Source organism: Gordonia sp. IEGM753 (assembly GCF_050321825.1).
Lineage (GTDB): Bacteria > Pseudomonadota > Gammaproteobacteria > Pseudomonadales > Pseudomonadaceae > Aquipseudomonas.
Genome location: NZ_JBNQGB010000001.1, coordinates 1,669,333 through 1,682,982, shown reverse-complemented (window position 1 = coordinate 1,682,982; position 13,650 = coordinate 1,669,333). Strand labels below are relative to the sequence as shown.

Annotated in this window: 11 protein-coding genes; 3 read left to right on the top strand and 8 right to left on the bottom strand. The window is 60.1% G+C overall.

Features of this window, described 5'->3' with window-relative positions; genetic code table 11:
* Positions 1-23 precede the first annotated feature (23 nt).
* On the top strand, positions 24-1,634 hold the full coding sequence (locus ACQR3R_RS07690; protein ID WP_428271397.1) for a gamma-glutamyltransferase: 1,611 nt from the start codon (positions 24-26) through the stop codon (positions 1,632-1,634).
* Positions 1,635-1,642: 8 nt separating this feature from the next.
* Here the strand turns inward: ACQR3R_RS07690 and ACQR3R_RS07685 are convergent, their stop codons facing one another.
* The 7 genes from ACQR3R_RS07685 to ACQR3R_RS07655 all read right to left on the bottom strand — a co-directional run bounded on the left by ACQR3R_RS07685 (position 1,643) and on the right by ACQR3R_RS07655 (position 9,448).
* Positions 1,643-4,015, bottom strand: coding sequence for a DUF3772 domain-containing protein (locus ACQR3R_RS07685; protein WP_428271396.1), 2,373 nt, complete (start codon positions 4,013-4,015; stop codon positions 1,643-1,645).
* Positions 4,016-4,142: 127 nt separating this feature from the next.
* Positions 4,143-4,931 (bottom strand): ATP-binding cassette domain-containing protein, encoded by a 789-nt coding sequence (locus tag ACQR3R_RS07680; RefSeq protein WP_428271395.1) that lies wholly within the window; start codon positions 4,929-4,931, stop codon positions 4,143-4,145.
* A 17-nt stretch (positions 4,932-4,948) separates the two neighbouring features.
* The gene (locus tag ACQR3R_RS07675) at positions 4,949-6,190 is read right to left on the bottom strand and encodes an FAD-dependent oxidoreductase (RefSeq protein WP_428271394.1); all 1,242 of its coding nucleotides are present in this window, start codon (positions 6,188-6,190) and stop codon (positions 4,949-4,951) included.
* 83 nt (positions 6,191-6,273) lie between these two features.
* Positions 6,274-6,981, bottom strand: a complete 708-nt coding sequence (locus tag ACQR3R_RS07670; protein WP_428271393.1) for an ABC transporter permease subunit — start codon at positions 6,979-6,981, stop codon at positions 6,274-6,276.
* Positions 6,978-7,697: an ABC transporter permease subunit gene (locus ACQR3R_RS07665; RefSeq protein WP_428271392.1), complete on the bottom strand. Its 720-nt coding sequence runs from the start codon at positions 7,695-7,697 to the stop codon at positions 6,978-6,980. Before ACQR3R_RS07665 ends, ACQR3R_RS07670 begins: the two co-directional genes overlap by 4 nt.
* A gap of 107 nt (positions 7,698-7,804) precedes the next feature.
* Entirely contained in the window at positions 7,805-8,560 is a 756-nt protein-coding gene (locus tag ACQR3R_RS07660; RefSeq protein WP_428271391.1) for a transporter substrate-binding domain-containing protein, read from the bottom strand.
* A gap of 12 nt (positions 8,561-8,572) precedes the next feature.
* Positions 8,573-9,448 carry an SIS domain-containing protein gene (locus ACQR3R_RS07655; protein ID WP_428271390.1) on the bottom strand — a complete coding sequence of 292 codons (876 nt, stop codon included), beginning with the start codon at positions 9,446-9,448 and terminating at the stop codon, positions 8,573-8,575.
* Between the two features lie 133 nt (positions 9,449-9,581).
* On the opposite strand from ACQR3R_RS07655, the gene ACQR3R_RS07650 reads away from it, so the two are divergent.
* Together ACQR3R_RS07650 and ACQR3R_RS07645 are read left to right on the top strand one after the other, a co-directional pair.
* The gene (locus ACQR3R_RS07650) at positions 9,582-10,613 is read left to right on the top strand and encodes an Ldh family oxidoreductase (protein ID WP_428271389.1); all 1,032 of its coding nucleotides are present in this window, start codon (positions 9,582-9,584) and stop codon (positions 10,611-10,613) included.
* Positions 10,614-10,697: 84 nt separating this feature from the next.
* A complete protein-coding gene (locus ACQR3R_RS07645; RefSeq protein ID WP_428271388.1) occupies positions 10,698-12,557 on the top strand; it encodes an ATP-binding cassette domain-containing protein in 1,860 nt (619 codons plus the stop codon).
* Between the two features lie 93 nt (positions 12,558-12,650).
* On the opposite strand, the gene ACQR3R_RS07640 is transcribed toward ACQR3R_RS07645, so the two are convergent.
* Positions 12,651-13,643, bottom strand: a complete 993-nt coding sequence (locus ACQR3R_RS07640; protein WP_428271387.1) for an EamA family transporter — start codon at positions 13,641-13,643, stop codon at positions 12,651-12,653.
* Positions 13,644-13,650: the final 7 nt, after the last annotated feature.

Here is a 13,650-nt window from a genome sequence, read left to right as displayed (position 1 = left end):
ATTCTATTGTGTGAGTCCTGCCCATGTTCAAATTTTCTGCCCATGAGTACCCATACGCTTCGCAGCGTCAGAGTGTTTTTGCCAAACGCGGCATGGTCGCCGCCTCCCAGCCATTGGCCGCTGAAGCCGGGATTGCAATCATGCGTCGCGGTGGCAACGCCATTGATGCCGCCATTGCCACGGCGGCGGCGCTGACAGTTGTCGAGCCGACCGGTTGCGGCATCGGTGGCGATGCGTTTGCGCTGGTCTGGACCCAAAACAAATTGCATGGCCTGAATGCCAATGGTCATTCGCCGCAAGCGCTGCGCATCGAGGCGGTGAAGGCTGCCGGCCATGAAAAAATGCCACTGCATGGCTGGACGCCGGTCACCATTCCGGGCTGCCCATCGGCATGGGCCGAGCTTTCCAAGCGCTTCGGTAAACTGCCGTTCGCCGAGTTGTTGCAGCCTGCGATTGAACTGGCGCGAGACGGTTTTCCGGTGTCTCCGGTGGTTGCGCTGCAATGGCAAACCGCACTGGAGGACTTCACCCCGGACCGCGACACGGTGCTCGACACCTGGTTCGACACCTTTCTGATTGATGGCCGGGCGCCGCGTGCCGGAGAGATGTTCCGCAACCCGGCACAAGCACGAACCTTGACCGAACTGGCTGAAACCGGCTGCGAAAGCCTGTATCGCGGCGCGTTGGCGCAGCGCCTGGACGCGCATTCCCAAGCCACCGGCGGTTACCTGCGCGCCAGCGATCTGGCCGATTACCGCGCGCAATGGGTAGACCCGATCAGCGTCAATTACCGTGGCGTGGACGTCTGGGAGATTCCACCCAGCGGCCAGGGCCTCGTTGCATTGATGACCTTGAAGATTCTGGAAGGCTTCGATTTCGATCATCGCGACAGCCAGCAAACCTGGCACCGGCAGCTTGAGGCAATGAAACTCGCCTACAGCGACGGCTTGCACTACATCACCGATCCTGAACACATGCGCGTTGCGGTCGAGGACTTGCTCAGTGACCGATATGCCGCGCATCGCCGGGAGCAGATCGGCGAACGCGCCGTGGCTCCGAAACCGGGTGACCCTCACGCCAGTGGCACGGTGTACCTGGCCACCGCGGACGCCGAAGGCAACATGGTGTCGTTCATCCAGAGCAACTACCACGGCTTTGGCTCGGGCGTGGTATTGCCCGACAGCGGTATCGCCCTGCAAAACCGTGGGGAAGAGTTCAGCCTGGACCCCGAACATGCCAATTGCCTGGCACCCGGCAAGAAAACCTTTCACACCATCATTCCGGGGTTTCTCAGCAAGGATGGCGTGGCGATGGGACCGTTTGGCGTGATGGGCGGCTACATGCAACCGCAAGGGCATGTGCAGATGGTGATGAACCTGGTGGATTTCGGCCTCAACCCGCAAGCAGCGCTGGATGCGCCACGCTGGCAATGGCTGGGCGGGCTGAAAGTTGGGATCGAGCAGGGTGCCTCGCGGGACATGGCCGCTGCATTGGCGCGCCGTGGGCATGAGGTGAACGTGGTGTGCGACCTGACCAGTTACGGGCGCGGGCAGATCATCCTGCGCGACCCGCAAACCGGCGTGCTATGCGGTGGCACCGAGCCGCGAACCGACTCGCACATTGCGGTGTGCTAAGCGCCCGGTCACACAACGGGTGCAGGTTTGGCCAGGGCAATGCCCGCTGCACCCAAACGCTTGAGAATCTCAAATAACAGATCGCTTTTGGTGGTGGTGACGATTCTCGGGCTGCTGACATAGCCTGTCACTGCCAGCGTGATGCCTTCCGGGCTCAGTTTGCTGAACCGCACCACCGGGCCCGGTTTGTCGAGGATTGTCTGGTTTTCGCAGTAGGTGTCGTAGAGCAGGTTTTTGACTTGTTCGGGGTCAATGTCCAAAGGGAACGTCAACTCGAGTGTCGCCACCCCTTGAGCACTGCCACCCATCGTCACATTGCGCAGGTTTTGCGAGATCAGTTGTGAATTGGGAACGATGACGATAGAGCGGTCGCTGAGCTGGATTTCGGTGGCCCGGACATTGATCCGGCGAATGTCACCTTCGACGCCGCTGATACTGATCAGGTCGCCGACCTTCACCGGCCGCTCGGTCAGGAGGATCAACCCCGAGACAAAGTTCTTCACGATCTCCTGCAAACCGAAACCGATCCCCACCGACAACGCGCTGACGATCCACGCCAGGTTGGTCCACTGCACGCCCAGCGATGACAGCGTGAGCAAAATCACCAACGCGTAGCCAATGTTGCTGAACAGTGTGCTGAGCGATGCACACATGCCAGGGTCCATGTCGGTCTTGGGCAGGAACTCGTTGTCCAGCCACCGGCGCAACGATCGGATCAGGTAGATGCCAATCACCAGTGCGAGCACCGCGTTAAGCACGTGGCCGGGCACGATGTTCATTTTGCGCAGGCCGTCGCCGCCGAGAATGGCCACCGTTTGAGTCATCAGTTGACCCAGCGTGGTGCCGACGCCGCCGACAAACAATGAAATGACCGCCAGCAGCAATAAGGCGGCGCGCCCGAAGCCGGACAGCACAATCGACACCTGCTCCAGGCGTACATCGCCGATCCCCAGTAATTGCTTGAAGGCTTTGCCGCTAGGGCTCTTGGGTGAAAACAGGTACTCGCAACTGTCTTTCAACAACTGAATCAACAGATAAAAACCACACAGAATAATGAAGCCCCACACCAGTTCGTAAGTAATGAACCGTGCGAGCGATATATAGCCAATCAACAGCGCCAGCAGCGAGACAACAATCGCCACCGTAGCTGCCGAGTAAATCAGGCCGACGAGGGTGGTTCTTGCTTCCGGGGCTTCGCCTGCGGCCACCATGGCTTGCCTGACTTTGCTGATGCGTCGAAACAACACCCCGATAATCAGCGTGACTACCAGCGCCACCACGCCGCGACCAAAGAGGATGGTTTGGGTGCTCATGCCCATCACATTGGTAATTTGCGCGAGGCTCACCAGCGCCAGAAGCGTGCCCGCCAATATCCTGGGAAAAGGCTGCAACGCCTGAGCCACCGGATTGGAAATCGCCGGCAGCCGCCACGATGGCTGCCGCATCGACAGCAGTGCGCGACTTAATGCGGTAATCATCACGCAGGTGTAGACCAGTTTTTCGAACTCATCGGCGAAATCTTGCAGCATCGGCGTCAGGGGCAGTTGTCGCGTCAGCGCGAAAAAAAGCAGCTGCATCGCAATCGCGGTAGTGACCAAGGTCGCGACAACGGAGGCGAGGGCGAGGGCGCTTCGACGTAATCGCCCCTCGGGCATACGGTGAATGCACAGCCAGGTCAGCGCACGATCTGTGACTCTGCGTCCCAGCGTCCAGATAACCAGGGCCAGCACAATGAGCATTCCGGCAACCAAGCGCTCGCCGGGCTGCCAGGCGTTGACCAATGCGTCTTTTGCCTGGTTGATGAAGCTGACCAGTTTTTCCCGGTCCTCCGGTAAACCGTTGAACAACGGCGACCAGAACCACGGGCTCAAAACACTGCCACTGCGTAATGTGACTTCACTTTCAAGAAGACTGCGTCGAATACTGGCGATCTGAATGATCAGGCTGGCAGCGCTTTCCCTGAGCGCCGCCAGCGTATCGAGGCTGGTATCGACGCTGGTTTTTTGCTCGGTGACAAAAGCCCTGTGCGTCGTGATGTCGGAAGTTTGCGCGGTGAGATCGCTCTGCGATTGCGGCCCCAACACATCCAGCTGCGCTTGTAATTGTTTCTGTAACGGCAGCAGGGCCGACTGCATGGCCGCCACATCGTCAATGAAGCTCTGCACCACGTCTTGCAGGTTGACCATCAGGGTCAGGTTATTGGCTTGCGAGACCTGTTGCTTGATCCGGTCGAGGCGCAGTTGCAAACCCTGTAAATCGCTTTTAGACACTGCGAAAGTGGACGGTGAAGGCGTCAGTGCATCGGCAGCCAGAAGCAGCCCGCCATTGAGTTGAAGCACGGCGCAAAACGCGAGAATGATTAACTTCAATCCAGTGCGCATAGAACACTTCAACCCTGTATTTGATCACCCAGCCTATGAGGTTAGGTCATCAGGTAAAGGGCAGCGGAAAAAAATCAGAACGCCTGTGGGTTAAGGTGGCCGTAGCCACCGATAGCTGTGCGCCGCCTCAATGCACAATCTGCGCAAGAAACGCCTTCGCGCGAGGACTTTTGGGCGCTCCAAAGAACGCTTCCGGCGGCGCATCCTCGACAATTTTGCCCCCGTCGAGAAACAGCACCCGCTCCGCCACTTGACGAGCGAAGCCCATCTCATGGGTCACACACAACATGGTCATGCCACTGCCTGCAAGCTTGACCATGACATCCAGCACTTCACTGACCATCTCCGGGTCCAGCGCCGAGGTCGGTTCGTCGAACAACATGATTTTAGGCTCCATGCACAGCGCCCGGGCAATCGCCACGCGTTGTTGCTGCCCACCCGATAGCTGGCTCGGGTATTTGTTTGCCTGGTTCTCGATACCGACCTTGGCCAGAAATTTCAGCGCCAGTTCTTCAGCTTTTTTGCGCGACAGGCCGCGTACGGAGATCGGGGCCAGGGTGCAGTTGTCAAGCACGCTCATGTGCGGGAACAGGTTGAAGTGCTGGAACACCATGCCCACTTCGCTGCGCACGCGGGCGGCATCACGGGTGGTTTGGGAGAGGTCGGTGCTGTCGATGAGGATCCGGCCTTTCTCTGCAATTTCGAGGCGATTGATGCAGCGAATCAGTGTCGATTTACCAGAGCCGGAGGGGCCGCAAAGGACAATGCGCTCACCCTCGCGCACCTGAAGATTGATGTCGTGCAGCACGTGGAACGCGCCATAGAATTTGTTCAGGCCACTGATATCCACCACCACTTTGCGGCGGTCGTTGGCGGCGATCGGCGGGGGGCTCAACGGGGCAGTCTGGTTCAGCATGGTCAGGTCTCCGGCGATCAATGGAAGCGGTCGGCGCTGTAGGGCGCAGGGTCGGTGAACGGTATGCAACCGGTGAGCATTTCCGCCAGCAAGCGGCCGCTGACCGGGCCCAGGGTCAGGCCGTGGTGGGCGTGACCGAAGTTGAACCACAGGCCTTTGTGGCGCGAGGCCGGGCCGATCACCGGGCACATGTCGGGCAGGCACGGGCGGCGGCCAAGCCAGGGCTCGGCATCGACCCGTTCACCGAGCGGATACAGCGTGCGGGCCAATGCTTCGCAGCGGCGCAGTTGAATTTCGTTGATCGGGTCGTCGCGGTCGGCGAATTCGATGCCTGTGGTCAGGCGAATGCCGCCGACCATCGGCGCCAGCACGTAGCCGCCCAACGGGTCGAGCAACGGATGCTGCAGATGTGTGCCCGGCAACGCGGCGTAATGCATGTGATAACCGCGCTTGATCGCCAGCGGAATCTTGTAGCCCAGCGGCTCAAAAATCCCCCGCGCTTCGGGGCCCAGGGCTACCACTGCCTGTTCGGCAGTGACTAGGCCCGCCTCGCTGCCGACCTGCCACTGGCCATCGACCTGACGCAGGCTCAGGGCGTCGCCAATCAAAAAGCGCCCGCCACGCTGTTTGAACAACTCGGCATAGCCTCGCGTCAGGCCGCCAGGATCGGTGACGGTTTTGGGGTCGAGCCAGTGCAGGCCGCCCACCACGTCGGCGTGCAGCCCGGGTTCCAATTGATGGATTTGCTGGCGGTCGAGCACTCGGTAGTTAAGGCCGTACTCTTCCAACGCCTGGGCGTCGGCCTGGGCCTTGGCGAAGGCCGCCGTGTCGTTGAAGGCTTCGATCCAGCCTTCACCCTGGATCAGGCTCTGCATCCCGGCAGGCTCAGCCAGTGCCATGTGTTCGCTGACGCAACGCTCGATCAACGGCAGCATGGCGCGGGTGGCGCGGGCCAGGCTTTTGGGCGCGGAGTGGCGCCAGTATTGCAGCAGCCAAGGGCCGGCCTTGGGCAGATGGCGGAGGCTGTAGCGCACGTCCGATTGCTGGTTGAGGCCATAGCGCAGCAGTTTCGAGGCTTCCCGAGGGAAGGCGTAGGGGATCACGCTGGCGCGTTCGATCAGCCCGGCGTTGCCGTGGCTGGTGCCGTTGCCCGGTTGCTGGCGGTCGAGCAGGATCACCTGCTGACCGCGTGTTTGCAGTTGCAGGGCGGTGCTGACGCCGACGATCCCGGCGCCCAGAACGATGGTTTGGCAATGCATGAATTTCAATCCTTGATGCACGGGCCGCCAGGGCGTCCCGCTGAAATGTGGTCAATTGAGCGCCCGAACAATCGAGAGCCCGGTCAATTGAGGTGACGGCTGAGGCGACCTTCGAGCAGTTTCAGGCAGCGCCGGACCACTTCTACGATCACCAGGTACAGCACCGCGGCCCACAGGTAGATCTGGAAGTCGAAGCTGCGGGAGAAGGCCAGTTTAGTCACACCCATCAAATCGTAGATGGTCACCAGGGAGGCAATGGCGCTGGCCTTGATCATCAGGATCAGTTCATTGCCCAGCGGTCCGATGGCCACCAGCAGTGACTGCGGCAAGATCACTTTGCGAAAACTGGTCCATCGCGAAAGGCTCAAGGCCTTGGCTTCGCGTTGCCCTTCGGCCACTGACAGCAAACTGCCACGCAGGATTTCGGCTTGGTAGGCGGCGGTGTTCAGGGTGAATGCCAGCAAGGTGCAGAACCATGCATCGCGGAAGAACCACCACAAACCGACGTCCTGCCAGAAGCCTTTGAACGAGCCCAGGCCGTAATACAGCATGAATAATTGGGCCAGCAGCGGCGAGCCACGGAAGAAGTACACATACGCGCCGCTGACGTTGCGCAGCAAACGGCTGTTGGACAGGCGGGCGAGGGCGATCAGCAGGCCCAATACAGCGCCAAGGCTGAAGGAAATCGCCACCAGTTTGCCGGTCACCAGCAAGCCGTCGATAAAGCGTGCGCCGTAACGGTCCAGCAGCTCCGGGCTGAGGAACAGGTTGAGCAATTCATCCAGGCTCATGAGCGCGCGCTCCGTTGATGACGATTGAAGTACTGCTCAAGGAAACGGAACAGTTGCCCGGACAACGCCGAGAAAAACAGGTAGCCGAAGCAGGCAACCGCGTAGAACAGCATCGGCTCTTTGGTCACGCTGACGGCCAGGTTGGTCTGGCGCATCAGGTCCACCAGCGAAATGGTCGACACCAGCGAGGTGTCCTTGAGCAGTGACAGCCAGTTGTTCGACAGGCCCGGCAAAGCGATGCGCGTCAGTTGCGGCAACACTACTTTGGTGAACGTGGTGCGGCGCGACAGGCTCAAGGCCGAGGCGGCTTCGTACTGCCCCTTGGAGATGGTCTTGAACGCGCCAAGCCAGATCTCGCTGGAGAACGCGGCGAATACCAGGCTGAAGGCGATCATTGCGGCGACGAAGGTGTTGATCGCCACTTCGCCGGGGTAGCCCATCGCGGCCAGCAGTTTTTGCGCAGCGATCTGGCAGCCGTAGTAAATGATGAGCAGGGTCAGCAGCTCGGGCAAGCCGCGAAATACCGTGGAAAAAGTGGTAGCAAAGGCTCGCACCCAGCGCTTTTTAGAGCGCGCTGCAAGGGCGATCCCCAACCCCAGGGGCAGGCCGATGGGTACGCAGCTCAGGGCCAGGGCGATGGTGACAAAAGCCCCGGCCAACAAGGCCGAACCCCAGCCGCCGCTGGCGAACGATAACAGTGACAGATGTTCGAACATGCTCGAACCCTCAGGACAAATTGAGCCTGCACGCCGGCACCGCACTCAAGTGTGAGCGCAGGGCCTGGGTACTCGAAGGAGTCGGGCCGCCATACGGCCCGGAGCGGTCAGTAGATATCGAAGGCGAAGTAGCGGCTGGAGATCTTCTTGTAAGTGCCGTCGGCAACGATCTCATCCAGCGCCTTGTTCAGACGTTCGCGCAGGGCATCGTCACCCTGGCGTACGGCAATTGCGGCATCGGCCGTGGTGCCTTGCACGTCACCGATGATCTTGCAGCAGTCCTTGCCGGCGGTGTCAGCCCAGGCCAGCAACGGAAATTTGTCGGCAATCACCCCGTCGACACGACCGGCAGCGAGGTCGCTGTTGGCTTCGTCCAGGGTGGGGTAAAACTTCACATCGGCACCGGCCGGGCCGTAATGGTCTTCGGCGTAGATGGCTTGGGTCGAGGAAGATTGAGCGCCGACGGTGCGCCCCTTGAAGTTTGTCTGGGCATCGGTGATGTCCGAGTCCTTGGCCACGGCCACTGACAACGGGGTGCGGTAGTAGTGGTTGGTAAAGGCGATTTTCTTTTTGCGCTCGTCGGTGGCAATCATCGAGGCCACCACCGCGTCGTATTTTTTCGCGATCAGCGCCGGAATAATGCCTTCCCAATCCTGAGCGACAATGTTGCATTCGACCTTCATGCGTTCGCACAGCGCGTTGGCGATGTCGACGTCAAAGCCGTGCAGCTTGTTGTCGGAGTCGACGTAGTTGAAGGGAGGGTAAGCGCCTTCGGTGGCGATCTTCAGCACTTCAGCCTGGGCACCGGTAGCACCGGCGAGGACCATTGCACATGCACTGGCAAAGCGAACGACATTCTTCATTTAGCACCTCGATTATTGTTTTGGTCTGGCGGAGGATGTGTAACCTACGAAATCGTTATGCAGGGCGGCGGTCGCTTCCAGGCGACGCTCGACGTCCGGGCCCAGTTGCTTGCACACCTCGTTGACCAGCAAGTGCACCAGCGACAGCATGGCGGCGGTGGATTCCCAGAACAGATTGAACTCGGTGGGCACGCGGAAAACTTCATCGGCGTTCTGCTCGGCCCAATCGCAGAAAGTATCGGTGACCAGGGTCACTGCAATGCCGGCTTCTCGGGCCTTACGGCACAAGTTGAGGGCGTGGCGCGAATAACGCCGGGCCTCGAACACCACCAGCGCGCAATCTTGCGGCGGGCTCAGCAGCACATCCGCGTAGTGCCCGGCAGCGCCGTCCACCAAGTGCACGTCATCGCGCAAGTACTGCAACAGATGGACCATGGAGGCGGCGATACCGCGCTCGGTCTGGAAGCCTGCGACAAACACCTTGCGCCGGGTGGTCAGGCGCTGCGCCACCTTCATCCAGTCCGGGGTCAGGCTGTACTCATAGACTTTCATTAATGCGCCGACTTCCAGCTCGAAGCTGCGCGGTAAACCCTGGGGTGCCTGGTTCGGCTGCTGGCGGAATTCCTGCAAGCGATCGCCGACCAGCCATGGGCCGTCGCCGAGGTCAATTTTCAGGTCATTCTTCAGGTCTTTGAAGTGGCTGTAACCGATGGCGCGGCAGAAACGCCCGACGCTGGATTCGCTGACGCCAAGTGTGGTGGCGATATCAGCAGCGGTCTGGAACGGTAGCTCGTAAAGATTGGCCAGCATGTAGCTGGCAATGGCCCGGCCCGAAGCGGTGGCGCTCGACAGACTGCTTTCAAGTCGTTGTTTGATGGGCTGGCTCAAAGCGAATTCCTGTGGTGGGACAGCGCGTGAAATGGAAAATGAATGTTTTCTGTCATTAAGTCAATATTTGACAGATAACTAGCGTGACGCGATAGTCAGGCCAATTCCAACAACAACTCCACCGGAGCCTGCGATGTCCGAAGCGACCCCCGTTCACCCCGAAGTCGAGCACCTTGAGCCGAGCGAATTGACCCGGTTGCTGCAGCGCATCTTCCTGCGCCACGGCACCAGCGCCGAGGTTGCAAAGGTGCTGGCCGACAATTGCGCCCGAGCGCAACGCGATGGTGCCCACAGCCATGGGGTGTTTCGCATTCCCGGTTATCTGGCGTCCATGGCCAGCGGTTGGGTCGACGGCCAGGCAGTGCCGGTGGTGGAGGATGTGGCCAGCGGTTTTGTCGCCGTGGATGCGGCCAACGGGTTTGCCCAGCCCGCGCTGAATGCGGCGCGCGCATTGTTGATCGAAAAGGCCCGCGCTGCCGGAATTGCCGTGCTGGCGATCCGCAATTCCCACCACTTCGCCGCGTTATGGCCAGACGTCGAACCCTTCGCCGAAGAGGGCCTCGTGGCCCTGAGCGTGGTCAACAGCATGACCTGCGTGGTGCCCCATGGCGCCCAGCGCCCTCTGTTCGGCACCAACCCGATTGCCTTTGCCGCACCATGCGCTGACGCCGACCCGATCGTGTTTGATCTGGCCACCAGCGCCATGTCCCACGGCGATGTGCAGATCGCCGCACGTAAGGGCGAGCAGTTGCCGCCGGGCATCGGCGTTGACAGCAGCGGCCTGCCAACCTGTGACCCCAAGGCGATTCTCAACGGCGGCGCCTTGCTGCCGTTTGGTGGACACAAGGGCTCGGCGCTGTCGATGATGGTCGAGCTGCTGGCGGCGGCATTGACCGGCGGCAACTTCTCTTTCGAGTTCGATTGGTCCCGGCACCCAGGTGCGCAAACGCCCTGGACCGGCCAATTGCTGATCGTGATCGATCCAAGCAAATCCGGAGGAGGGCGCTTCGCCAGTCGCAGTCATGAGCTGGTGCAGCAAATGCAGGCAGCAGGGCTGGAACGACTGCCGGGCGCGCGCCGTTACCGCAGCCGTGCCAAGGCCCTGCAACACGGTATTCCAATGGCCGCCGCCGAGTTGGCGAAACTGCGTAATTTGGCGGAGTGAGGCCTGTGCCTCTGGCTTCGCAAATCCCTCAAGGCAACCGTTCAATGGCAGAATCTCCTCAACTTTATCGTTTTGGAGACCACCATGCTTCGTGGATTTGAACGAAGGCTCGACCCTTTTCCTCCTGACGAGGTACCGCCGCCACCCACTGGCCTGGCTCGTTTCCTGTGGGCCTGCACGCGAGGCGCCCGCGGTTACATCCTTGCGCTGGCACTGCTGAGCGCCACTGTTTCGATTTACGAAGCCTGGCTTTTTTCCTTTCTTGGGCAGGTCGTGGACCTGCTCTCGACCTGGCAGGCTGGCGGCGAAGCGGCTGCGCAGGAGCGTCGCGTGCTGTGGGGCATGGGCATCGTCATGGTCACCAGCGTCGGGCTGGTCGCGTTGCGTACCATGGTGCAACACCAGATATTGGCGATTAACTTGCCATTGCGGCTGCGCTGGGATTTCCATCGCCTGATGCTGCGGCAAAGCCTTTCGTTTTTTTCCGATGAGTTCTCCGGCCGGGTCACTACCAAGGTGATGCAAACCGCGTTAGCGGTGCGCGACATGCTCTTCACCTTGATCGAAATCGCCCCCGGTATCGGGGTGTATTTCATCGCGATCATCGCACTGGCCGGCGGCTTCGCTCTGAAACTGATGCTGCCTTTCATTGCCTGGGTCGTGTTGTTCGGGCTGGCGATGCTGTACTTCGTGCCTCGCTTGGGAAAGGTCGGCCAGGAACAGGCCAATGCGCGGTCGATGATGACCGGGCGGATCTCGGACGCCTACACCAACATCACGACGGTAAAGCTGTTCTCCCACTCCAATCGTGAAGCGCACTTTGCGCGTGCGGCCATGGAAGATTTCAAGCAAACCGGCTTTCGTCAGATGCGCCTGGTCAGCCAGTTCGAAATCGTCAATCAGGCATTGGTGGTGGCGTTGATCATGGCCGCAGGTGGTTATGCTCTGTGGCTGTGGCACCAGGGCGAGGTCGGCGCTGGGGCAGTGGCAGCGATCACCGCCATGGCGTTGCGCATCAATGGCATGTCGCACTGGATCATGTGGCAAATGACCTCGCTGTTCGAGAGCATCGGCACCGTCCAGGATGGCATGGCGACGCTGACCCAAGGCGCCAAGGTGCAGGATGCTCCGGGTGCGGGCGTGTTAGCGACTTCCGGCGGCGCGGTCACGTTCGATAATGTGAGGTTCAACTACAACGGCGAACGCCAGGTGCTCGATGGCCTGAGCCTGAGCATCCGGCCAGGCGAAAAAATCGGCCTGGTGGGTCGCTCTGGCGCCGGCAAATCCACGCTGATCAACTTGCTGCTGCGCTTCTATGACGTGGACAGCGGCGCGATTCGCATCGACGGCCAAAACATCGCGCACGTGACGCAAGACAGCCTGCGCGCTGCCATCGGCATGGTCACGCAGGATACCTCGCTACTGCACCGTTCCATTCGCGACAACATTGCCTACGGCCGTCCCGATGCGAGCGACGCGCAAATCCGCGACGCGGCGGCCAGTGCCCAGGCCGATGAGTTCATTAGCCAACTGAGCGATCGGCAAGGCCATAGCGGTTACGACACACTGGTCGGTGAGCGCGGCATCAAGCTGTCGGGCGGTCAACGCCAACGCGTCGCGATTGCCCGGGTGATGCTCAAGAACGCTCCGATCCTGCTGCTTGACGAGGCCACCAGCGCGCTGGACTCGGAAGTCGAAGTGGCGATCCAGGAAAGCCTCGATGACATGATGCAGGGCAAGACCGTGATCGCCATCGCCCATCGGCTGTCTACGATTGCGGCCATGGACCGACTCATCGTTATGGATGACGGACGCATCGTCGAACAGGGCACCCACAGCGAATTGCTCGCGAAGAACGGTATCTATGCGCGGCTGTGGCAGCATCAAAGCGGCGGTTTTCTGGGTGAAGATCAGGGCGTGGTCGAGGCAATGGATCAGGCGTGAGCGTGTGGCCGTCACCACACCTGATGATGTTGCAACGTCCCACGGCCTTCGGTCGACGGGTTGCCAGCGTGTTGGCCTGCGTGAGACCGGTGTTTAGCGCACAGATAAACACCGCTTTCGCCAGGGCATCGATACGCGAACTTTTCCTGCGCCCAAGGCCAGCGCAAATAGAATCAGCAACATAAAAGCTCCATCCAAAAGGCTTGGGCGTAGGCCCAGGATAATCATGGAACTGGTGATGCCAAACACGGGTATCAACAGCGACAGTGGCGCCACCCGTGACACCGGGTATTCGCGCAACAAAAAATTCCACCCCCAATAACTGAAGTGGGTCGCCGCGTAGACCTGAAATACGAGTGAAAATAGCGTCATCGCATTGAGCTGCGACGGCAGCGCGTTGAACGGTGCCGAGCCATGCCACAGCCAGGTGAGCGTCAGTAGTGGGATGGGCGCAAACAAACTGGCCCATACCACGAAGGCGAAGATCTCGCGGACCCGGGAGACTTTGATGATGATGTTACCGATGCTCCATGCCACTGCGCTGCAAAGCACGAGTGCAAAACCTGCCCTCGGCACATCCCCCGGGCTATTCAGCACGATGCCGGCCAACCCGATCACACCCAGCAAACTGCCCAGTAACTGTGCCGCTCCCAAGCGCTCCTTGAAAAAAAGTACACCCCAACCCAAAGTGAAAAATGCGCTGAACTGAAGCAGCAGCGATGCGCTACCGGGTGGCACGCCCCACGCAATCCCCACGTTGATCAAAGCCCACATCGCGACGCCAAAGATCAGCCCGTACGCGACCACCCAATGAAACGCGACGCGTGGACGAGCGACGAAAAAAACCCAAGGCAAAGCGGTCAGCGTGAAACGCAACGCAGTCAACAACAGAGGGTCTATCTCGGAGAGTCCGAGTTTGGTCACCGGGAAATTCAACCCCCAGACGGCGGTTACCAGGACCGCCAATAGCAGGTGTCGGCTTTGCATGTTCGGTTTTCCCCCAAATGGCAGAGCGTCAATGCTCAGGTCTGGAGCAATATGCGAGAAAATACATTGGCCCGCTTTCAATCTCAGGCCAATGATCATTAGAATC